At 34.5% G+C, this 22,271-nt stretch carries 15 protein-coding genes; 8 read left to right on the top strand and 7 right to left on the bottom strand.

Annotated elements, in window-relative coordinates:
- Nucleotides 1-25 precede the first annotated feature (25 nt).
- The 3 genes from rimK to P278_RS03485 all read left to right on the top strand — a co-directional run bounded on the left by rimK (nt 26) and on the right by P278_RS03485 (nt 2,336).
- Nucleotides 26-1,402 (top strand): 30S ribosomal protein S6--L-glutamate ligase, encoded by a 1,377-nt coding sequence (gene rimK / locus P278_RS03495; protein WP_038262456.1) that lies wholly within the window; start codon nt 26-28, stop codon nt 1,400-1,402.
- 79 nt (nt 1,403-1,481) lie between these two features.
- Nucleotides 1,482-1,865: a hypothetical protein gene (locus P278_RS03490; protein WP_038262454.1), complete on the top strand. Its 384-nt coding sequence runs from the start codon at nt 1,482-1,484 to the stop codon at nt 1,863-1,865.
- 78 nt (nt 1,866-1,943) lie between these two features.
- Nucleotides 1,944-2,336 carry an STAS/SEC14 domain-containing protein gene (locus P278_RS03485; RefSeq protein WP_051413384.1) on the top strand — a complete coding sequence of 131 codons (393 nt, stop codon included), beginning with the start codon at nt 1,944-1,946 and terminating at the stop codon, nt 2,334-2,336.
- On the opposite strand, the gene hutH is transcribed toward P278_RS03485, so the two are convergent.
- Nucleotides 2,305-3,816, bottom strand: a complete 1,512-nt coding sequence (hutH, locus tag P278_RS03480; RefSeq protein WP_038262452.1) for a histidine ammonia-lyase — start codon at nt 3,814-3,816, stop codon at nt 2,305-2,307. The two genes, P278_RS03485 and hutH, sit on opposite strands and share 32 nt — an antisense overlap.
- 123 nt (nt 3,817-3,939) lie before the next feature.
- Between hutH and P278_RS03475 the strand changes: the two genes are divergently transcribed.
- Complete coding sequence (locus P278_RS03475) at nt 3,940-5,289, top strand: TlpA family protein disulfide reductase (protein ID WP_038262450.1); 1,350 nt, start codon at nt 3,940-3,942, stop codon at nt 5,287-5,289.
- A gap of 27 nt (nt 5,290-5,316) precedes the next feature.
- Here the strand turns inward: P278_RS03475 and P278_RS03470 are convergent, their stop codons facing one another.
- From P278_RS03470 to P278_RS03445, 6 genes are all read right to left on the bottom strand, one after another.
- Complete coding sequence (locus P278_RS03470) at nt 5,317-8,130, bottom strand: M16 family metallopeptidase (protein WP_051413383.1); 2,814 nt, start codon at nt 8,128-8,130, stop codon at nt 5,317-5,319.
- A gap of 98 nt (nt 8,131-8,228) precedes the next feature.
- A complete protein-coding gene (locus P278_RS03465) occupies nt 8,229-9,569 on the bottom strand; it encodes a RagB/SusD family nutrient uptake outer membrane protein (protein WP_038262447.1) in 1,341 nt (446 codons plus the stop codon).
- Nucleotides 9,570-9,581: 12 nt separating this feature from the next.
- Nucleotides 9,582-12,989 carry a TonB-dependent receptor gene (locus tag P278_RS03460; RefSeq protein ID WP_235444241.1) on the bottom strand — a complete coding sequence of 1,136 codons (3,408 nt, stop codon included), beginning with the start codon at nt 12,987-12,989 and terminating at the stop codon, nt 9,582-9,584.
- Nucleotides 12,990-13,152: 163 nt separating this feature from the next.
- The gene (locus P278_RS03455) at nt 13,153-14,265 is read right to left on the bottom strand and encodes a FecR family protein (protein ID WP_038262441.1); all 1,113 of its coding nucleotides are present in this window, start codon (nt 14,263-14,265) and stop codon (nt 13,153-13,155) included.
- A gap of 105 nt (nt 14,266-14,370) precedes the next feature.
- On the bottom strand, nt 14,371-14,913 hold the full coding sequence (locus tag P278_RS03450) for an RNA polymerase sigma factor (protein ID WP_038262438.1): 543 nt from the start codon (nt 14,911-14,913) through the stop codon (nt 14,371-14,373).
- A gap of 79 nt (nt 14,914-14,992) precedes the next feature.
- Nucleotides 14,993-16,540: an NAD(P)H-hydrate dehydratase gene (locus P278_RS03445; RefSeq protein ID WP_038262435.1), complete on the bottom strand. Its 1,548-nt coding sequence runs from the start codon at nt 16,538-16,540 to the stop codon at nt 14,993-14,995.
- 307 nt (nt 16,541-16,847) lie between these two features.
- On the opposite strand from P278_RS03445, the gene thrA reads away from it, so the two are divergent.
- From thrA to P278_RS03425, 4 genes are all read left to right on the top strand, one after another.
- Nucleotides 16,848-19,295: a bifunctional aspartate kinase/homoserine dehydrogenase I gene (thrA, locus tag P278_RS03440; RefSeq protein WP_038262433.1), complete on the top strand. Its 2,448-nt coding sequence runs from the start codon at nt 16,848-16,850 to the stop codon at nt 19,293-19,295.
- A gap of 2 nt (nt 19,296-19,297) precedes the next feature.
- Nucleotides 19,298-20,224, top strand: a complete 927-nt coding sequence (locus P278_RS03435) for a homoserine kinase (protein ID WP_038262429.1) — start codon at nt 19,298-19,300, stop codon at nt 20,222-20,224.
- A 20-nt stretch (nt 20,225-20,244) separates the two neighbouring features.
- The gene (gene thrC / locus P278_RS03430) at nt 20,245-21,543 is read left to right on the top strand and encodes a threonine synthase (protein ID WP_038262426.1); all 1,299 of its coding nucleotides are present in this window, start codon (nt 20,245-20,247) and stop codon (nt 21,541-21,543) included.
- Nucleotides 21,544-21,604: 61 nt separating this feature from the next.
- Complete coding sequence (locus P278_RS03425) at nt 21,605-22,249, top strand: peroxiredoxin-like family protein (RefSeq protein ID WP_082436077.1); 645 nt, start codon at nt 21,605-21,607, stop codon at nt 22,247-22,249.
- Nucleotides 22,250-22,271 lie beyond the last annotated feature (22 nt).

Raw genomic sequence — 22,271 nt, 5'->3', positions numbered from 1 at the left:
AAATTCGTAACATAAAAAACTAATCATGGTAGACGATAAAATTATTGTAGGTAGCGAAGAATGGTTTTCACTGCCAGATCTTGATATTCCAGCTGTTAAAGCACGAATAGACAGTGGTGCCAAAACCTCTTCTCTTCACGCAGTAAACATTGAACCTTTTAAAAAAGGACATGAAACCTGGGTTTCATTCGATGTATTCCCTATTCAATACAATGGAAAAAAACACACACATTGTACTGCCAAGGTCATAGACAAGCGTATTGTTAAAAGCTCAACAGGAAATAAAGAGAACAGATTTGTTATAAGAACCACCCTGAAGTCAAATGATTTCAGTACCGATATAGAGGTTACTCTTACCAACAGAGACTCTATGGGATACCGAATGCTTCTGGGAAGAGAAGCCATGATGGGAAGAATGCTGGTAGATCCGGAACAAGGGTTTCTTCTGGGTGAAATGACTGATGAAGAAATTGATAAGGCATACAACACAAACACCAATGAAAAAACCGGACTTAAAATAGGGCTTCTTGCCAGCAATCCTAACTTGTACAGCAACCGTCGTATAATGGAAGCTGCTGAAAGGCTTGGCCATACTGTAGACTTTTATAATATCAGACAATGCTATATTAAATTGAATGCAGAAGCTCCGGAAATCCATTACAGAGGTGGACTGATCCTAAACGAACTTGATGCTATAATCCCTCGTATCAGACCAAGCCTCACCTATTACGGTTGTGCCCTGACAACACAATTTGAAAATTTGGGTGTTTTATGTCTAAATAAAGCTTCTGCGATAAGTAAATCAAGAGATAAACTATACTCTCTTCAACTATTGTTGAATAGTGGGATTGACATCCCTACCACCGGTTTCGCAAATTCACCTTTAGACACCAATGACCTTATTAAAATGGTTGGTGGATCCCCTTTGATAATTAAACTTTTAGAGGGAACTCAAGGTAAAGGTGTTGTACTGGCCGAAACGAAAAAAGCTGCAGAAAGTGTAATTAATGCATTCAAAAGCCTAAACGCTAACATCCTTGTTCAAGAGTTCGTTAAAGAAGCAGAAGGGAAAGATATCCGTTGTTTTGTAATAGACGGTAAAGTAGTAGCCTCCATGCAAAGAACAGCTCCTCCGGGAGAATTTAGAGCAAATGTTCACTTAGGCGGAACAACCTCAGTGGTTAAAATAACCGCCGAAGAGCGTAAACTGGCAATTAAAGCAACCAAAGCCATGGGACTACATGTTGCGGGAGTTGACATAATTAGATCTTCAAAAGGGCCTTTATTACTAGAAGTTAATTCTTCTCCCGGACTGGAGGGAATTGAAACAGCTAGCGAAAAAGATATTGCATCACTAATGATCAAATCGATTGAAAGAAATTTGAACTGGAAACATTCATAAAATTTTAAATTCTCAAACTTCACTATCTCTAAACCAATAGGTAATTAGTATCTTTGCGATTACCCAATTACCCAACCACATGGAAAGAGATAGTGAACTTATAAAAAAATATAAGGTGGATATAGGCTTCGTAGAGGTCTTTGAAAATTACATGATAGCTAATTTAAACGAAGGGATAACCCTCACCATTGACACGGCTATTGAGCTAATCTATATCGCAGACATACACTTCAGTACCCAGGATTTCATCTATATAACTTGCAGAAAAAACTCATATGCAGTTGACCCTACCTTATATACAAAAGTAGCTGAAATACCTACCTTAAAAGGAATTGCTATTGTTTCCGATAAAATAGTTGACAGAAACAATTTAAACGTTGAAAGACTTTTCTTTAACAAACCAATGATGCTTTTTGAAAGCGTCACGGATGCCACAGATTGGGCTGAGTTAATCATCGGATAATCATGTATTTGATGGTTTATTTTTTCCGAACCATTTTCTTAACAATAATTTTACACCATAATTATATCCCCCGTATTTATGGTAAAGAAATTTGTTTTTGATTTTGGTGAAGTGGACATCTATGAAAACTATGCCGTAGGCGTTATAAATGAAGGAGAAGTTTTCAAACGAGATCAAGTACTAACACTATATCAATACTCCCTTGAAGCATTCGGAAAAAAACCATTTGGTTATATCTCTAATCGGTTAAACTCATATTCTTTGGATCCACGAATCTATTCAGTAACGAAAATGGCTCCAAATCTGGTCGCAATAGCCATAGTTGTCAAGAGTCCTGCTCAAAAAATGAGTGCAGCAGTCGAAAAAATGTTTTTTGATAAACCTTTTAAATATTTTGAATCTTTTGAAAAAGCAAAAGCCTGGATGGATCACCAGATCTCTAATCACACAGCATCTTTTCAGTCAGCTTAAAGTTATCGATAAAAACTATTGATTTTTCAATATCGTCATGCAAGATTCGATCTTCATTAATAAAAGGCACTTCTGTTCTATATGCTCCAACCAAATCTTCAATAGCTTTTGAAGATGTTAACGGACGTTTGAATTCTAATGCCTGAGAAGCATTCAAAAGTTCAATTGCTAATATTCTTTCTACATTATCTACAATCTTAAGACATTTTGTAGCGGCATTAGCCCCCATACTAACATGATCTTCCTGTCCATTAGAAGAAACAATACTATCTACACTAGCAGGTGAAGCCAGTTGTTTATTCTGACTAACGATACTAGCTGCCGTATATTGAGGAATCATCAATCCTGAATTTAAACCAGGATCGTTTACCAAAAATGCAGGTAAACCACGTTGACCAGAAATTAATTGATAAGTTCTTCGCTCTGAAATATTCCCGATTTCCGCCATGGCTATACCTAAATAATCCAAAGCAAGAGCTAATGGCTGACCATGAAAATTACCTCCTGAAATAATTTCGTCCTCCTCACTGAATATATTTGGATTGTCAGTAACAGAGTTCATCTCAGTTTTGAAAACCTTTCTAACAAATGCTAAAGTATCTTTTGAAGCCCCATGCACTTGAGGAATACATCTAAAAGAATATGGATCTTGTACTTGCTTTTTATCCTTATCGGCAATTTCGCTATCCTCTAAAAATGCCAATACACGTTCTGCTGTTTTTACCTGACCCCTATGTGGACGTATTAAATGAATTAGCTTATTGAAAGGTTCCACACGACAATCAAACGCATCAATAGACAGTGCACCGATTAAATCTGCTAAATACGATAATTTATAACTTTTTAAAACACAATACACCCCATAAGCATTCATAAATTGAGTACCATTTAACAAGGCCAAACCTTCTTTGGCCTTTAACTGAATTGGCTCCCAATCATAATGTTTTAAGACCTCTGCACTAGTTTTAATAGTTCCATTGACATAAACTTCTCCCTTCCCCAATAATGGTAATGCCAAATGAGCCAAAGGCGCCAAATCTCCAGAAGCTCCTAAGGATCCCTGAGTGTATACAACCGGGATAATATCATTATTGTATAAATCAATCAATCGCTCAACTGTTTGTAGTTGAACTCCGCTATGACCATAGCTCAATGATTGTATCTTAAGTAACAGCATAAGTTTCACCACCTCAACAGGTACCTTATCTCCGGTACCACAGGCATGAGACATAACTAAATTTTCCTGCAACTTACTTAAATGTTCTCCAGAAATTTTAACATTACACAATGAACCAAAACCTGTATTGATTCCATAAAATGGCTTTGAAGAAGAACTCAATTTTTCATCCAGATAGCCACGGCACTTTTGTATGTTTAGCCTTGCCTCTTCCGAAAGCTTTAAATTTAAATTATTCTCAGTAATCTCCATTATTTTTTGAAGATCAAAAATATCAGCGCTTATGTAATGTGTTTTTTTCATTTCTATAAGAATATCGGTGCGTCAAAATTCTGTATTCACAATAAATTAAACAAGCTGAAATTCAATTATTTTTTTGTTTTCGGAATATTATTACATTTACCAAAAACTAATTAAATCCTAAAAATGAAGAAAATTTTATTTTCAGCAGTTATTGCAAGTGCAATTATAAGCTGTCAAAAGGAACAAAAAGTTGATTATACCTTGATTCAAGGTAAAATTGACAATGCCACCGCAAAAGAAGTTGTTATTAAAGGAAATGATTTTTCGAAAGCTATCGCCCTAAAAGAAGATGGTACTTTTGCAGATACCCTTAGAGTAAATTCTGGATATTATTCCCTTGCTGAAGGAAGAGAATCAACCACTATCTATCTTGAACCGGGTTACAATATAAATGTTACTTTAGATACCAAAGAATTTGATGAAACTATTACCTACACCGGGAATGGAGCAGAAAACAGTAACTTTTTGGCAAGTAAATTTTTAATTGAAGAAAAAGAGGCTATTGCACCACAAGAGCTGTATAAATTAGAAGAGGAAGCGTTTAAAGCTAAAATTCAAGAAGACAAAGACAAAATTGCTAAGTCTTTAGGTGAAGCACAAAATCTTGATGAAGATTTCGTAGCCCTTGAAACCAAGAATATCAATTACGATTATTTATCAAAGTTAGCTACTTATACTAATGCGCATCGTTATCTTACTAAAAACAATGACTTTGTACCTTCAGAGGGCTTTGAAGCGGAATTAGCGGAGCTTGATTTCAACAATGAAGCGGATTATAATAATTTTGCAGGTTATCAAAACCTGGTAAAATCTCATTATAATGAAAAGATAGCTACATTAGATTCTACAACAACAATTGCTGATGTTCTTACCTCTATCGAAGCTAAATCGATTAAAAATGACCTAGCTCAAATGCTTTCTTACAGAATTTCTCCATCGAATGAAAATTCTGAAGAATTATACCTGGCTATCATGGATGCATCTTCAAATGAAGAGTTTAAGCAGAAGTTAGAAAAGAAATATACTACCATTCAAAAATTGGCGAAAGGGAACCCTTCTCCTTCATTTGATGGTTACGAGAACTATAAAGGCGGAACCACTTCATTGGAAGATTTAAAAGGCAAATATGTTTATGTAGACGTTTGGGCTACCTGGTGTGGACCATGTAAAAGAGAAATCCCATTCTTAAAAGAAGTTGAAAAAGAATACCATGGTAAAGATATAGAGTTCGTTAGTATCTCTGTAGATAAAGCTGCAGATAAAGAAAAGTGGAAACAAATGGTTGCTGACAAAGAACTAAAAGGTGTTCAGCTTTTTGCTGATAAAGACTGGAGTTCTGACTTTGTTAAAAATTATGCCATAACAGGAATTCCTAGATTCATCCTTATAGACCCTGATGGAAATATTATTTCTGCTGATGCTCCAAGACCATCAAATCCAAAATTAAAAGAAACATTGAATACATTGTTATAAAAAAAGCCGCTTAAAGCGGCTTTTTTTTTACTTTTTATAGTGCTCCGGAAGTAAAACAAATTCAGCGTAATTCTCCGAATTAAAATACTTCACAGCAAGCTCCTGTAATTCCTCTGTCGTTACAGAATTAACTAAATCTGGAAAATCTAATATACTTTCCAGAGGTTTCCCATCCTTAATTTTATCTTTAAACTTATAACTCCAATAAGCATCAAATTTCATTCCTTCTATATGATTATTGATGTCAGCTTTTTTAATTTTATTCAAATCCTCTTCGTCTACACCATTAAGTTTTATGTCCTGAATGATTTTATTAACGGCATCTGTTAATTTATTTATATTTGAGGGGCTACAAGAAAATTCTATATTAAGTCTATACCATTCATAAGGAACATATGTGGAAAACCCAGAAGCTCTTACCCCATATATACCAGACATTTTTTCTCTCAATTCTTCTGTTAACCTTAATTTTAAAATCTTACCTAAGGTTTGAATCTTATAACGTTCTTCTTCAGAATAATTCAGAACTCCTGTATATCTAATATTTACCTTACTCTTCTCTTCCTTTCCTTTATAAATTATTTTTTTTACACGACCTTTAACTCTCCGCAAACCAATATCCCTCCATTCTGTTGAAACATTTTCGTTAACCGGTAGACTAGCCAAATAAACTACGATTAATTCTTTCATCTTTTCTAAATCGAAATTACCAGTGAATATAAAGGTAAACCCTTTAGCTGAAGCAAATCGATTCTTATAAAAGTTAAATGCAGTTTCTAAACTAAGGTCAGATTTGATCTTATCATATTCCAACGGTTTACCCCTCAAATGGTTTTGAGTCATCACCTCGCTAATCGTGTTATAAAATACCGTATTGGCATTGTTTTGATTATTTTTTGCACTTGCAACCAATGATGATTTAACCTTGTTATATACAGCTTCATCCTTGTTTGGCTTGGTGAAATACATATATACCATTTGAAGCATTGTTTCAAGGTTTGAATAAGTACAATCCCCAGAAATCAAATCATCGTAAAAATTAATACGAGGGGTCACCGAAACTATTTTCCCCATGTTCAATTTTTCAATTTGGATATCAGAAATTCCATTAAAACCACTATTCCCCACAATCGAACTTGCGTTACTTGCAGAGACAAACAAACTGTCTTCAGCAACAGAGCTACCTCCGGATCTAAAACTGTTCATCTCTACAATACCATTTTGAAGGTTGCTAGGACGCGCAATGACCCTGACTCCATTAGCTAATTCCCAAATGGTAGTATTTATACTGGAGATGAAGGATGTATTTAAAATAGATCCTGGTGATGGCAGTTCTTCCATCAGCTGCTTATCTGCTAGGGAATCATGATATGGTTCCAGTTGAGCTTTGGAAATGGAATCAACTTCTTCTTTAATCCATGAATTGGAAGGTAATATTGTACTCTTATTGGCAGTTAATACTATCACCGTATTATCATCCCGTATCCATTTATCTGCCAATTCATTAACTTCTTCTAATGTGATTCCCGGTAATACCTCTTTATAAAATTGATATTCATATGTTTTACCTGGAACAGGTTTACCCGTACTGTAATGTTTTGTAAGTAAATCAACAAAATGTTTTGAAGGTATTTTATCTTCCTCTGAAGCTACAAACTTAACATAATTCAACAAATAGGCTTTAGTCCGATCCAATTCAGTTTTCGTAAAGCCATTTCGTTTAACCCTGTAATTCTCTACAAAAAGCGATGTGATGCCTTCTTTTACTTTATTTTCTTTTAATGAGGCCTTTAAAAAATAATTATCCGTATCGCCTAGAAGAGAGCCGATACCCGCATTTGTCGACAAAAACGGTGAATTAAGATCTAATTCCTTCTCTTTCAATCTATCCTTAAGCATGATCCAGTATAATTTTTCTATTATACTATATCGTAAATCATTTAAAGATCTCAAATCCGATTTTTTACTTTTATAATAGACAGAAAAATTAGTTTTACTTGCTTCAGGATCATGAAGCTTAACAATTTTAGTATCCTTATGCCCAGGTATTGGATATTCTAATTGACCAGACTTGTCTTTAGCAGAGTTCATGGTCTTAAAATGCTTTTTAATTAACTTCTCAACATGAGCTACATCAAAATCCCCAACAGCAATTACAGCCATCAAATCCGGTCTGTACCAATTATCATAATAGCGTTCCAAATCCTCATATTTAAAGTTTTGTATAACTTCCTTCTTACCAGAAGGGAAACGATGAGCATATCGGGAATTATTAGTAAGTGTTGGTAAGGAGTTAAAATAAAATCGTCGAGCAACACTATTTCGCTCTCGTTGCTCTTCTAGGATAATCCCTCTCTCCGCATCAATTTCTTCCTCATCAAACACAATTCCGTCAGCCCAGTCTCTTAAAATCAAAAAACTTTTGTCAAACAACCCTTCGTCAGTTGTGGGTACTGATAATTTATAAACTGTTTCATGAAAAGATGTATGAGCATTTAAATCAGCCCCAAACTCCACTCCCATCTTTTGCAAGTAATCTATAAGACTATTTTTTTCGAAGTTGTTAGTTCCATTAAATGCCATGTGTTCTATAAAATGAGCTAACCCTTGTTGCTCATCATCCTCATGTAAAGAACCTGCTTTCAATACCAGTCGCAACTGAGCTTTGCTCTCTGGCTTGGTATTTCTTTTTATATAATATGTTAGTCCATTTTTAAGCTTTCCTACAGTGACGGACTTATCCAATGGGATTTTCGATGTATCATCGTAGCCTTGCCCAGTTTGCGCATGCACTAATACTGCTCCCAACAACAGCATGGGCAACATTAATTTATTTATCATAATACATTGTATTTTTAATACAGGCAATAAAATGCCTCACCTGAATTATTACAGGTGATTACGTAGATTATTTTTTTTACTAAATTTCAGAGAAAACCTTATTCGTAACCTGGATTCTGATCCGAAAAATTAATTTCACTATTTCCTAAAATCTCTTCTTCGGGAATTGGAAGAATAAATTGATCATTATTGGTTATAGTTTCTTTTAAATCCATAGCTTTATCAAACCTTATAGCTGCAAACCAATCACTACCATTTTCAAATGATAGTTCACGAATAATCTCATTAAAAATATCATCTTTAACTTCTTCAAGTGTGGTTGCTTGAGAGGAATTCAAACCAGCTCTTAAACGAATCACATTCAAAGGTTCTTTGATGGCCTGTAGTTCAGAACCCATTCGAAATAGTGCTTCTGATTTAATTAAATACATTTCGGCCATTCTTATAAAATATGTTGGCCTGTATGTTTCTGCATGATTAACTTTTAGTATTTTACTGCCGTCGTAGGTATATTGTTTTCTTGGGTCATTCTCCATTAAGTCTGCATACCAAGTAGTTCCAGGTTTACCATTATAAAATCTTTTTCGATTGTTATCCTCAGTATCAGAATTAGCATCTCGATAAGTCATTAATATCATTTCTGAAGAGTTGATTCCCTTATCAAAGACTTGAGCAAATGTACTCTCTAGGCTTCTACTTCCATTACCGATAACCTGATCAGCCCAATTTATAGCCTCTTGATAATTCCCCTTATACAACATTACCCTAGCCATTAAAGCCATCGCTGATATTTTAGAACCTTTATAACTCACAGAAAAGTCTGGAGCATTTCGAATAGCTATATTAAGGTCGTCTATGATCATATTATAGCACTCCTTTACTGTACTCCTTCCTTTATTTCTTGATACAAAATTGACAGGTTCATTGCGTAAAACAACACCCAATGTACTTGACTCATCAGCATATTGACCAAAATACCTTAAAGCATCAAAGTGTGCTATGGCTCTCAAGAAGTGAGCCTCGCCTATAATTTCCATTTTCTTATTCCCCACAAACTTTTCATCGGCTAATTCAGAGGTTAATTGAATTGATGTATTAGCCATATCTACAACTTTGTAAAAACTTGTCCACAAATTTTTGACTTCATTATTCTGAAAGTTTACATCATTTATGGTAAACTGAACATTGCTGCCACCTCCGATGGTACTCATGGTTCCAATAAGACCACTTGGAATTAATTCAGTATACATATAATACGAAGGCGAAGTTCTTGAAGTAATAGTAGTATACACCCCATTTAATAATGCTTCTGCGTCCTGCTGAGTTTTTACTACATTTTCTGGAACCAGATTATTAGGAGGGTCGTTATCCAATACATCTGTGAGTTCACAAGATGTTAAAACAAATAATAACAGTATATAGATATATCTTTTTATCATAATAATTAATCTTTAAAATTTAACTCTAATTCCTGTCGTAAATACTTTACTAATAGGAAATCTATTTATATCACGACCAGAACTCAAGTCATTATTAAACAAGTTCGTTGCTTCCGGATCCGCACCCGGATAATCGGTGATTGTAAAAAGATTCTGTCCGGAACAGTACAAGGTTATATGATCAATGAAGCCTATTTTATTAAGCACTTTTGGACTCAGGCTATAACTTAAGTTTAATGTTCTTAATCTAATAAAGGATGCGTCATATAGATAATGACTTGAAATACGATCATTATCATTAGGGTCAGTGTATACTATTCTCGGGATATCTGAGGATGTATTTTGTTCAGTCCATGCGTTTAATACGGCAGTGGTTTTGTTTTCTCCAACATAGGTGCTCGAAAAATTCGTATCCTGTCCTAATACAAAAGCATGTAAATCATTTCCAAATGAATAATTGAAAAATGCAGATAAACTGAATCCTTTATATCGAAATGTATTGGAAAAGCCTCCGAAAAACTCAGGTTGAGAATCTCCTATAACTTTTCTATCTAAGTTAGTTATAACCCCATCAGGAACTCCCTCCGGTCCATTAATATCTCTAAACCTTATATCTCCCGGACTTGTATATTCATCCTGATAATATCCTGTTGGGGAGCTTGAATTTAAACCTTCAATCGTTTGTTGTGATTGAAATATGCCTTCTGAAACATACCCGTATATCAAACCAATCGGACTTCCTTCCTTTAAATATCCTCCTCCACTGAAACCAGTTAAAAATCCATTCTCATCCTTAAAATCGTCGTTAATTCTAGTAAGTTCATTTTTATTTCTGGTAATATTAAAGCTCATATTCCAATTAAAATCATTCGTATTGATAATATCTGCTTTAAACTCCAATTCTAATCCTTCATTTTTTGTATCGGCAATATTTGCAATTGTTCTGTTAAACCCGGTACTTCCGGGTGTAATTGTAGAGAACAAGGCATCATTGGTTTCTTTCAAATAATAACCAAGGGTTCCGGAAAAGGCTCCATCAAAAAGTGTGAAATCTATCCCTACATCAAATTGGTTGGTCGTTTCCCACTTTAATTGATCATTTCCTAGTTGATCCATTACAATAGCTGGATCCTTCCCATAATCTTCATTTGAAAACAAAGTTCTCCAAGCATATGGACCAAAATCTTGTTGCCCGGTTTTTCCTGCACTAGCTCGCAACTTAAGATCAGAGATTATATTACTGTCGCCTAAAAATTCCTCAGAAGAAACTCTCCAGGCTATAGCTGCCGCAGGGAAAAAAGCATATTTGTTATCAGTAGCAAACTTGGACGAACCATCGATCCTACCTGAAAGGGTTAACAGATATTTATTTCTAAAATCATAGTTAACCCTTGAAAAGTAGGACACTAACCCTGAGTTTATTTTGTATGAAGAACCATCAGTATATACAGTGGCGTTTGTTATATTTGTTAATACATCATTAGGAAAACCCTCTCCCCATGATTTTAATGACTTATTCAAATTCTTTTCAAATGAAGCCCCTGCCACAGCATTTAAATGATGCTTACCATTAAAGGTCTTCTGATAACTTAGTGTATTTTCAAAAAGTGTTTTTGTAAAATTACTTGTGCTTTCTTGGGCATAACCATCTCCGATACCAGAAAACGGAAACCATCCTCCTCTAAAAGTAAAACCAGGATAATAACTGTTTTGATTACCGTTATTATAATTTAAGGCTATTAAAGGCTTGTATTTTAGACCATTTAAAATTTCATATTCCGCGAAAAGACTCGCTAACACTAAAAATGTTTCATTATTGTTGGTAGCCTTAGACCTAGCCACAGGATTATCCGAGAAATATGTTGAAGACGTTGAATAATCTCCATCCTCATTAAAAACAGGTAAGTCTGGTCTAAACCTATAAGTTAATTGGGTAAGACCTCCATCTGGGGAAGATTGATCTGAAAAAGATAAATTTACTTTAGAGCCAAATCTCAAACGATCACTGAATTTGGTATCGATATTTAAGTTATATACATACCTGTCAAACTTTGAAGAATTATAAGTTCCCTCCTGATTAAGCAGGCTTAAAGAAGTATTATATCTCGTATTTTCAGACCCTCCATATACAGCAAAATAATAATTGACACTACTTGGTGATCCCGGACTTACTTCATCTTCCCAATTGGTATCGGCATTACCAAAATAAGAACCATCTAAAACAGATTGAGTAAAAGAATTATTCACTTCACTATTTTGTACCGCAGTAACCCAAGCTTCTCTAAACTGGGAAGCATTTAAAACATCTAAGGTATTTGGGGTTTGTAAACTCAATGATGTATTAAATTCAAAAGAAGGTTTTGTCTCAAAACTTCCTTGCTTGGTGGTTATAATTATAACTCCATTTGCGGCTCTTGAACCATAAATTGCAGCCGCAGAAGCATCTTTAAGAACACTTACAGATTCAATATTATCTAAACTTATATTTCCGATTGGAGTGCTTAACCCTTGATTGTTCAACTCATCTCCTAGTCTACCTCCTGCAGAACTTCCTGCAGGGGGAATATTACCATTAGGCACAACTGGAATACCATCAATAACATACAATGGTTGGTTCGAACCAAATAGTGAGGTCGTACCCCTAATTCTTACTTTAGAAGCTGCTCCCGGTTGACCATTTGAAGAAGAAACATACAAACCAGAAACTTGACCTTGAAGTGCATTATCTAAATTTACTGTTGGGGCTAAATTCTGAATATTTTTCATTTCAACTGAGCCGACAGACCCCGTTACGTCTTCTTTATTGACTTTTCCATATCCTACGAGTACGACCTCATCAAGGTCAGATAGGGCAGGCTCCATTTGTATGGTTACAACTGAACCCACATTGGCTTCAACTTCCTTTTTTTGATAACCAACATAAGTAACTGTAATTATCACATTCTTCGATGTAGTTTTCAGTAAAAATCCACCATTAAAATCTGAGCTGACTCCATTGGTAGTTCCTTTTTCTAGTATCGTAGCTCCTGGTAGTGGGACTCCATTTTCATTCAAGACTTTTCCTTTAAGAATAGATTCTTGTTCTTGACGAGAATCCCCTTTTATTTTTCCTTTACTTTCTGAAGTACGTCTATAAACAATAATCTGTTTATCAATAAATCTATATGAAAGATTTATGTCATTTAATAAAACAGCTACAATCTCTTTGATTGTTTTTTCTGAAAAATTTAAACTTATCTTTTTCTTTAAATCTATCTCTTCAGAATCATAAAAAAAATTATATTCAGTTTGTCTTTCAATCTCATTAAACACTACACCTAATGACTGATTTTTAAAGGATAACGACAAACGCTTTTGATCAATATTACCGGCTTGTATTTGAAACAATGAAACCGTAAGCAAAACAAAGGTTAGCTTCATTTTTAAGTTCAGTTTTAAAGATGGCACATTGAAAATGCACCTACAGTAGGATTTTTTCATACTTTAGTAAAAATTTAAAAATTGGTGGAACGATTTTTGAATTGTCTTATCGGGTGATGCTACAACATCACCCGATTATTTTACGATTATTTTACATACATATTTATTTAATGGTTATTACTTCATTTTTATATTCATATTCAAACGGAGCTAAACCTTGAATAACTTTTAAAACCTCCTCAATGGATTCATTCTCAAACCTGCCTGAAAACTTTCTATCCTCCAGTGCCATATTATGATTTTTTACAGGGACTCCATAATGTATTTCTAGTTTTTCTCGGATTTTTTTAAAACTTTCATTCCTAAATAACAAAACCCCATTTACCCATGCAATATGGTCTTCTACGCTAACTTTACGAATTTCTATACTAGCATCATTTTTAGAATATGAAGCTAAGTGATTAGGGGTAATCATTTTAAGATCGTCTTGAAGTTTTTCAGAATAGACCCCAACACTTCCCTCTAGTAAAACAACTGAAACATGATCATCATTTGGATAGGCCTCTATATTAAAAATGGTTCCAAAAACTCGAGTGCTAAAATTCTCTGTTGACACAATAAAGGGTTTACGAGTATCTTTATGTACAGAAAAGTAAGCTTCTCCCTTGAGTTCTACTAATCTACTTTCCTTATTACCAAAACTCATAGGGAATTTAAATACAGTCCCTCCATTAAGATAAACCTGAGAACTGTCAGGTAATACAATTTCGATTTTTTTCCCATTAGGGACTTTAATTGTATTAAACTGTACTTCTTGATTATTTGCCTTTTTAAAAAAATAAATTTTCTCATTCTTACGATGAGCAATCACCTCCCCACTCTCATCATACACATAGCCACTATCAATTACAATTATTTTTTCTTCAGTACCATCCCCTTGTGTTATGGTAATTTCACTGTCTAAAGCAGAGTCTTGATTTTTGCTCATAGTATAGAAATATGCAATTCCGAAGAACAAAACCAACGCTGCAGCATATTTATATACTGTTCTTAAATTATTATTAACTGTTTTGGAGTCAATGACAGACTCTAACTTTCTCCAAATCTGACTTGATTTATCATAATCAATAATAGCTGACTTTTCCTTCCATAGATTATAAAAGTCCTCATTAATATCTTTTTGGTCCGGATCGCTCAGGTATTCTTCAAGAGTTCTTAAATCTTCTCTGCTACAGTTACCCGCTAAAAATTTTTCTATTAATTTTCTAACTTCCATTTATAACAATCATCTACCCCTATATACAACTGCCAAAACAGAAGTCACTAGTTTAAATTGAAAAAAAATTAAACTTTTAACTTTTTTAAACTAATAATGGTATTTTTAATTTAAGCTGATTAATATATATATCAACAACAAATTATTCTTTTTTAAGCTTTTAACCGCAGCTGATAGATGGGAAGAGACAGTATTTTTTGAAATTTTAAGTGATTGAGCTATTTCTTCATAACTTAATCCTTCTAACTTATGCATTTTAAATACTTGTTGCTGCTTTTCTGGTAGACTATCTATTAGATTTTTTAATTTATTTAATCGCTCCTCACTAAATGTGTGGTGATTTGCAAAAGAACTCATAAGAGTAACCTTATAATCCGCAATCAAACGTTTTTCTCTAACAGACTTTTTTAAATGATTTAAAACAACATTCTTGGTAATAACAAAAATTTGGTGCTCAATGGTTAGATCCTCAGAAACTTTAGCTTTATTATTCCACAGTTTAATAAAAACTTCTTGAAGTAAATCGTCAGCAAAAGTTTCATCTCTGGTATACCTAAGAATCACACTATAAACTTGATCAAAGTACTTGTTATATACCCGCTCAAAAGTTTTTATATCACCTATTATTAATTTACTTTGTACAGACATTTAATAATTAAATACGTTAGCGAATTTAATATATTAATGATAATTGTTTAATATAAATGTAACTTTTGTTAATACTAAGCTATTTAGAACCTACTTCTTGTCCAGATTTAGTTTCATCATTATTTTTAAATAAATCTAGAAAAGCGTCTCCGATAAAATCTATAATTGTAGTTGCTGTCAAGGCTTGATAACCGGTTTTCTCAACACCAAGATCACCGGCTTTCCCATGTAAGTATACTCCAAAAACTGCTGCATTCAAATGATTATAGCCCTGAGCTATTAAACCTGTAATCATCCCTGTTAACACATCCCCACTACCAGCAGTAGCCATTCCGGGATTACCATTATTATTTATATATAACTGATTTTGATAAACGGTTATGGTATGAGCCCCCTTAACTACAATTATCAAATCATTATTCTTGCTAAAGCGTTTTACCATTTCAAGCTTGTCAAAATCATCATTCCACTCACCTATTAACCGTTGTAATTCCTTTGGATGCGGTGTTAATACAGATTTAGGTGGAATCAATTTTATGAGTTCAGGAAATTCTGCCAAAATATTTAATCCATCTGCATCAATAACTAAGGGGACTTTATTTCCTTTTAAGAAGTCTGCAAAGGCGTTTATTGTTGTAGTGTTGGTTCCAAGACCAGGTCCAATAGCTATTACATTCGGAGTAATTTCATATTTTATGTTAGTAATACTTTCCTCATTACTATCTGCTATGACCATAGCCTCAGGAAAAGAGGTTTGAAATATTGTATAACCGCATTTGGGTATAAATGCTGTTACCAAACCTGCTCCTGTGTTCAAACAGGCCTCTGAAGTCATTAATGGAGCTCCAATTTTTCCATAACTACCTCCTATAATTAGAGCATGACCATAAGTCCCCTTATGAGAAAACTTTTGACGAGGAATATACAACGGGAGTACTTCATGTTTCCCTATTAAATACATCATGGTTTCAATACTACTCAGAAAATTCATATCCAAACCTATATTCAATAGCTCCCACTGATTCGTATATACCCCTGTTTCAGGTAAAAAGAACACTAATTTCGGAACTTGAAAAGTCAAGGTATGATTTGCCCGAATAACGAAGTCTTTGCGATCAGGCACTCTATCTAAATATAGACCCGATGGAATATCTACAGACAACACAAACGCTTTTGAACTATTAATATGACCTATTAGACCTCCTACCCAATCTTCTGGTGAACGATTCAATCCAATTCCGAATATACAATCAATAACTATTGCATCGGACGATATTTCAGGATAAGCTGTATCAGCATTAATTGCTTCCGGCCAATATTTTAATTGTTTCAGTCGGTCGAGATTTATCAAAAAATCTCTAGACCTATTATCACTAAAATTAACTATATGAACAATAACATCATACCCCTTTTCCAGCAACAATCGAGCAATAACCAAACCATCACCTCCATTATTACCCACTCCGGAAAACACATGCAACTTCGCTTTTGCGCCTTGTAATCGCAAATCTAACCACTTAAATACCTGATTGGAAGCACGCTCCATTAATTCATTACTTGATATGTTCTGACTTTTAATTGTGAATTCATCAGCGGCATAAACATGATCGGCAGCAAAAATCTTCATATTTTAATATTTAAATGGAAAAATTATTAATTTGACAATAATTTAGTTGAGCTATTGTTTGTACAAGTAAAAATACTACATTTGAACTGTTATTATTCAGTTATGCAAAACTTTAATCACATAGCAACTATTACAACCGGCAAAGGCATCGGTCGTATTGCTATTGCGATTATTGGCACTTCTACTACAATTATTACCCCGTAAGGGGGCTCTTTATTCACATATTATCCGTATACCCTATTTGATATTTATCAACATCAAATAAATTAACTATATCCATATAAATCAACTACTTTAAACAAACAAAATGAAAGTACTTAAATTTGGAGGAACTTCTGTTGCAAATGCAGAAAATATAAAAAAGGTAAAGGACATCGTTCAAAATGCCGTTAAAGATCAAAAGATAGTAGTCGTAGTTTCTGCACTTGGAGGGGTTACTGATCTACTCATAGAAACAGCACAATTAGCATCTCAGCAAGACGAAAAATACACCGATTTACTACAAGAAATTGAAAGAAGGCATCTGGAATCTATTAAAGATTTAATCCCTGTAGCACAGCAGAGTAAAGTATTAAGTGCTGTAAAAAGAGAATTCAATATATTAGAAACTTTATTAGAAGGGGCTTTCCTCATTGGTGAAATAACTCCTAAACTATCTGATAAAATAGTAAGTTACGGAGAATTACTTTCTTCTTTTATTATTAATGAATATTTCGAATCTGAAAAGCTATATAGCGTTTTTAAAGATGCCAGAACCCTAATAATTACCAATGAAAATTTCGGTAAAGGTATCGTTGATTTCTCAACCACAAATCAATTGTGTGAAACCTATTTCGGAACGGTTTCCTTTGATGTTGTTGTAGTTCCTGGTTTTGTAGCTTCATCTCGAGAAGGAAACTCTACAACCCTAGGAAGAGGAGGTTCCGACTATACTGCGTCTATAATAGCTGCTGCAATCGAAGCCGAAAAGTTAGAGATATGGACTGATGTGAGTGGTATGTACACAGCAAACCCTAAACTTGTTCATCAAGCCGTTGCTATTAATGAAATATCTTATGAAGAAGCAATGGAGCTTTCTCACTTTGGCGCAAAAGTATTATATCCTCCAACCATTCAACCTGTGCTGGCCAAAGGGATACCTATGCATATAAAAAATACATTTAACCCAGAAGCTAATGGGACACTTATCACTAAAAATTCTAATGGAACCAAAAGGGCAGTTCGTGGTATAAGTCATATTGAAAATATCGCATTACTCTCTTTAGAGGGTAGTGGCATGGTTGGAATTCCCGGTGTTTCAAAAAAACTCTTTGAGGTATTGTCTAATGGAGAGGTTAATGTGGTTCTCATAACCCAGGCTTCTTCCGAGCACTCCATTTGTCTTGGTGTATCGCAGGATGACATATATAAAGCTGAAACACTTATAAACGAAGCCTTCGCTTATGAAATATCATTAGGAAAGATAAAACCTTTAATAGTAGAAAAAGACCTGGCGATTGTGGCCCTGGTTGGAGACAACATGAAAAGTCACCAAGGACTCAGTGGCAGAATGTTTAGTTCGTTAGGTAAGAATAATGTAAACATAAGAGCTATAGCCCAGGGAGCATCAGAAAGAAACATCTCTGCCGTAATTGAATTAAAAGATGTAAAAAAAGCCTTAAATACATTACATGAGAAGTTTTTCGAAGACAACATTAAACAATTAAATTTATTTGTAATGGGAGTTGGAAATGTTGGCGCTAAATTTCTAAAACAAATAGAACAACAAAGAAAGTTCTTAAAAGAACAAATGAAGCTAAATGTTAGAGTCATAGCCTTATCCAACTCTAGAAAAATGGTTTTCGACCAGGGAGGAATCAGCTTATCAAAATGGCAGGAGCAGCTTCAAAATGGCGAACAAGCTGACATCCAAACATTTGTTAAAAAAGTGAACGAATTAAATTTACGCAACAGCATATTTGTCGACAATACTGCTACTGAATTAGTGTCCAACACTTATGGTGAGTACCTGAGAAATAGTGTTTCTGTTGTTACATGTAATAAGATTGCCAGTTCATCTGTATATAGTAACTATTTACAACTAAAAGACCTGTCAAGAAAGTATAATGCTCCATTTCTTTTCGAAACCAACGTAGGAGCAGGTCTACCTATAATTGACACGCTTAAAAACTTAATTGCTTCTGGTGACAAAGTAACCAAAATCCAAGCGGTCTTGTCGGGTAGTCTTAATTTTGTTTTTAATAATTTTGATAACACAACAAATTTTGAGAATGTAGTAAAACAAGCTCAGGAAGAGGGATATACGGAGCCTGATCCGAAAATCGATTTAAGTGGAATCGATGTGATGAGAAAGATTTTGATACTTGCCAGAGAAAGCGGTTATAAAATGGAATTGGAAGACATTGAGAATGAATCATTTCTTCCTCAAGAATGCCTCGATACGGATAATGTAGATGACTTTTACACCTCATTAGTTCAAAACAAAAAACACTTTGATTCTATTTTTGAGAAAGCCGCTTCCAAAAATTGCAGGTTAAAATATGTTGCTCAATTTGAAAACGGCAAGGCCAAAGTTGGGCTTCAGGAGATTCCTGAAGGGCATCCATTTTACAATCTGGAAGGAAAAGATAATATTGTTCTATTTTTTACCGAACGATACGTAGAGCAACCTTTGCTTATTAAAGGTGCTGGTGCAGGTGCCGATGTTACAGCATCAGGAATATTTGCAGATATCATAAGAATCGGAAACTTTTAGGTATGAGAGAAATAAAAATATTCTGTCCGGCCACAATAGCTAATGTTTCATGTGGGTTTGATGTGCTTGGTCTATGCTTGGATAGTGTGGGTGACGAAATGATAATTCGTACCACCCAAAAAAAAGGAATATCGATTACTAAAATTACTGGTCAAGAACTGCCCAAAGAAGTTGAAAAGAATGTTGCCGGGGTTGCAGCCATGGAGCTTCTGAAAAATACAACTTCAGCATATGGGTTTGAAATAGAGATCCATAAAAAAATTAAACCGGGAAGTGGTATTGGTAGCAGTGCTGCAAGTGCTGCCGGTGCGGTATATGGCATCAATGAATTATTAGGTAAGCCTTTTGGCTTAACGAAATTGGTTGAATTTGCTATGAAAGGAGAGGCATTAGCAAGTGGTGCAGCTCACGCTGATAATGTAGCCCCTGCCCTTTTTGGTGGTTTTACACTGGTAAGAAGTTACCATCCGTTGGATGTTATTCCGATAAACACACCTTCTGAACTTTATGCAACTGTTGTTCATCCGCAAATTGAAGTAAAAACTGCCGATTCAAGATCTGTATTAAAGCAAAATATACCCTTAAAAAAGGCCATTGTGCAATGGGGAAATTTAGCTGGCCTCATAAGTGGTTTATACACAGAGGATTATGACCTGATTTCTCGTAGCTTACACGATGAAATCGTAGAACCCCTAAGAAGTCTGTTAATTCCAGGGTTTAATCAGGTGAAAGAAGTGACAATTAAAGCCGGCGCATTAGGATGCGGTATCTCAGGCTCCGGACCATCTATATTCGCCCTGTGTAAAGGATTAAATAGCGCGAAAAAAGTAGGTGAAGCAATGAGCACAATCTATGAAAATTATGGAGTGGATTATGATGTGCATATCTCGAAAATTAATACCAAAGGTATTAAACAAATAAACAACTAACCATTAACGAGAATTTAATAATGAACTATTATAGTTTAAACAAGAAAGCTCCAAAGGTTTCTTTCAAAGAAGCAGTCATAAAAGGATTGGCACCAGACAAAGGACTTTATTTCCCAGAGAAAATCACACCACTTTCCTCCGATTTTATTAGTAATATAGAAAATTACTCAAATGAAGAAATAGCCTTCGAGGTTATCAAACAGTTCGTAGGAGATGATATTCCACAAACAGCACTTCAAGAAATCATCAATGAAACTTTATGCTTCGATTTTCCAATTGAAAAAGTAGAAGAAAATGTTTATTCATTAGAGCTTTTTCACGGTCCTACCATGGCCTTTAAAGATGTTGGAGCACGATTCATGGCTCGTTGCCTTGGCTACTTTAATCGTAAAAGCAATGAACAAAACGTAACCGTTCTTGTCGCAACCTCTGGTGATACCGGAGGTGCTGTTGCCAGTGGATTTTTAGGAGTCGAAGGAGTCCGTGTTGTAATACTTTATCCTAGTGGAAAAGTAAGTGATATACAAGAAAGACAGCTAACCACCTTAGGCCAAAATATCACGGCCTTAGAGGTAAATGGAGTTTTTGATGATTGTCAGGAAATGGTAAAAGCAGCTTTTTTAGATGACTCATTAAAAGGTGAAAATCTAACCTCTGCTAATTCAATAAATGTTGCCCGATGGCTACCTCAAATGTTTTACTTTTTCTTTGCGTACAAACAATTAAAAAAACATCAGAAGGAAATAATATTTTCAGTACCAAGCGGTAATTTCGGTAATATTTGTGCAGGAATTATGGCCAATAAATTAGGCCTCCCTGTTAAACACTTTGTTGCAGCAACAAATGTGAATGATACAGTTCCTAAATATCTGGAGAGTGGTAACTACCAGGCTAAACCATCTATTCAAACCATATCAAATGCCATGGATGTAGGAAATCCCAGTAACTTTATTAGAATTCAGCATTTAATGAATAATGATTTTGAACATTTAAAATCATTATTCTCATCCTATAGTTTCACCGATGAAGAAACCAAATCAACGATGATGGAAATTTATGAGTCTTCTAAATATATTGCAGATCCTCATGGCGCTGTTGGGTATCTTGGCTTAAAAAAACAACTTAAAGAGAACCTTAATAATACATTAGGAGTTTTTCTGGAAACAGCTCACCCTGTTAAGTTTTTAGATATCGTAGAAACAACATTGGATATAAAAATAGATATCCCGGAACAAATTAAATCCGTCATGAACAAGAAAAAGACAAGTATACCAATAGGGAATTATCAAGATTTAAAAAATTACCTATCAAACAGATAATTTTTATGTAATGCATGATTAGCGTTAGCGACAAAGGTAGGACAACTATAAATTTTTAATTATGAAATACAATTTTTTGTGGATGTTGATCGCTTTTGTCGCTATATCCTTTAACTCAAAACAGCTTAATGCTCAAAACATAAAGTACGATAAATATGGAATGGAAGCTGTTGATGCCCCAATGGGTTTGGCTGTAGGGAATGATGCACCTCAAGTAACCCTTACCATGCCTGATGGCTCGAAAACAACGTTAAAAGACCTTTATACAGAACAACCCATTGTTATAATCTTCTACCGTGGATATTGGTGTCCGATTTGTAATCGATACCTGGCCGATTTTGCTAAAAATGCAAGTGAAATAGAAAAAAGAGGAGCTAAAATAATAGCTATCACTCCACAAGATTATGAAAACATTGGTAAAACTATGGAGAAAAATGAAACCGATTTTTTAATTATTTCCGACACGGACGCTAAGATTATGAAAGCTTTTGACGTAGACTTTAATGTTACGGAAGATTATCAAGGTAAAGTTCTCAAAGGTCTAAACACTTCTATCTCAGAAACGAATGCATCCAATCAGGCTATTTTACCTGTCCCGGCAACCTACATTATTAATACAAAAGGAAAAATTGTATATCAACAGTTTGATCCAGATTATAGAAATAGAGCATCTTTAAAGGAAATTTTAGCTAATTTACCTCAGTAATATTCAATCATCATATTCCAAG

Origin of the sequence: Zhouia amylolytica AD3 (assembly GCF_000511935.2) — a bacterium.
Lineage (GTDB): Bacteria > Bacteroidota > Bacteroidia > Flavobacteriales > Flavobacteriaceae > Zhouia > Zhouia amylolytica.
Note: the sequence above shows the minus strand (reverse complement) of the source record. Positions and strands in the feature narration are given on the sequence as shown.

Excerpts from the sequence above, each read along its gene's own strand:
- rimK (WP_038262456.1), top strand. The coding sequence starts at position 26 with ATGGTAGACGATAAAATTATTGTAGGTAGCGAAGAATGGTTTTCACTG.
- P278_RS03490 (WP_038262454.1), top strand. The coding sequence starts at position 1,482 with ATGGAAAGAGATAGTGAACTTATAAAAAAATATAAGGTGGATATAGGC.
- P278_RS03485 (WP_051413384.1), top strand. The coding sequence starts at position 1,944 with ATGGTAAAGAAATTTGTTTTTGATTTTGGTGAAGTGGACATCTATGAA.
- hutH (WP_038262452.1), bottom strand. The coding sequence starts at position 3,816 with ATGAAAAAAACACATTACATAAGCGCTGATATTTTTGATCTTCAAAAA.
- P278_RS03475 (WP_038262450.1), top strand. The coding sequence starts at position 3,940 with ATGAAGAAAATTTTATTTTCAGCAGTTATTGCAAGTGCAATTATAAGC.
- P278_RS03470 (WP_051413383.1), bottom strand. The coding sequence starts at position 8,130 with ATGATAAATAAATTAATGTTGCCCATGCTGTTGTTGGGAGCAGTATTA.
- P278_RS03465 (WP_038262447.1), bottom strand. The coding sequence starts at position 9,569 with ATGATAAAAAGATATATCTATATACTGTTATTATTTGTTTTAACATCT.
- P278_RS03460 (WP_235444241.1), bottom strand. The coding sequence starts at position 12,989 with ATGAAGCTAACCTTTGTTTTGCTTACGGTTTCATTGTTTCAAATACAA.
- P278_RS03455 (WP_038262441.1), bottom strand. The coding sequence starts at position 14,265 with ATGGAAGTTAGAAAATTAATAGAAAAATTTTTAGCGGGTAACTGTAGC.
- P278_RS03450 (WP_038262438.1), bottom strand. The coding sequence starts at position 14,913 with ATGTCTGTACAAAGTAAATTAATAATAGGTGATATAAAAACTTTTGAG.
- P278_RS03445 (WP_038262435.1), bottom strand. The coding sequence starts at position 16,540 with ATGAAGATTTTTGCTGCCGATCATGTTTATGCCGCTGATGAATTCACA.
- thrA (WP_038262433.1), top strand. The coding sequence starts at position 16,848 with ATGAAAGTACTTAAATTTGGAGGAACTTCTGTTGCAAATGCAGAAAAT.
- P278_RS03435 (WP_038262429.1), top strand. The coding sequence starts at position 19,298 with ATGAGAGAAATAAAAATATTCTGTCCGGCCACAATAGCTAATGTTTCA.
- thrC (WP_038262426.1), top strand. The coding sequence starts at position 20,245 with ATGAACTATTATAGTTTAAACAAGAAAGCTCCAAAGGTTTCTTTCAAA.
- P278_RS03425 (WP_082436077.1), top strand. The coding sequence starts at position 21,605 with ATGAAATACAATTTTTTGTGGATGTTGATCGCTTTTGTCGCTATATCC.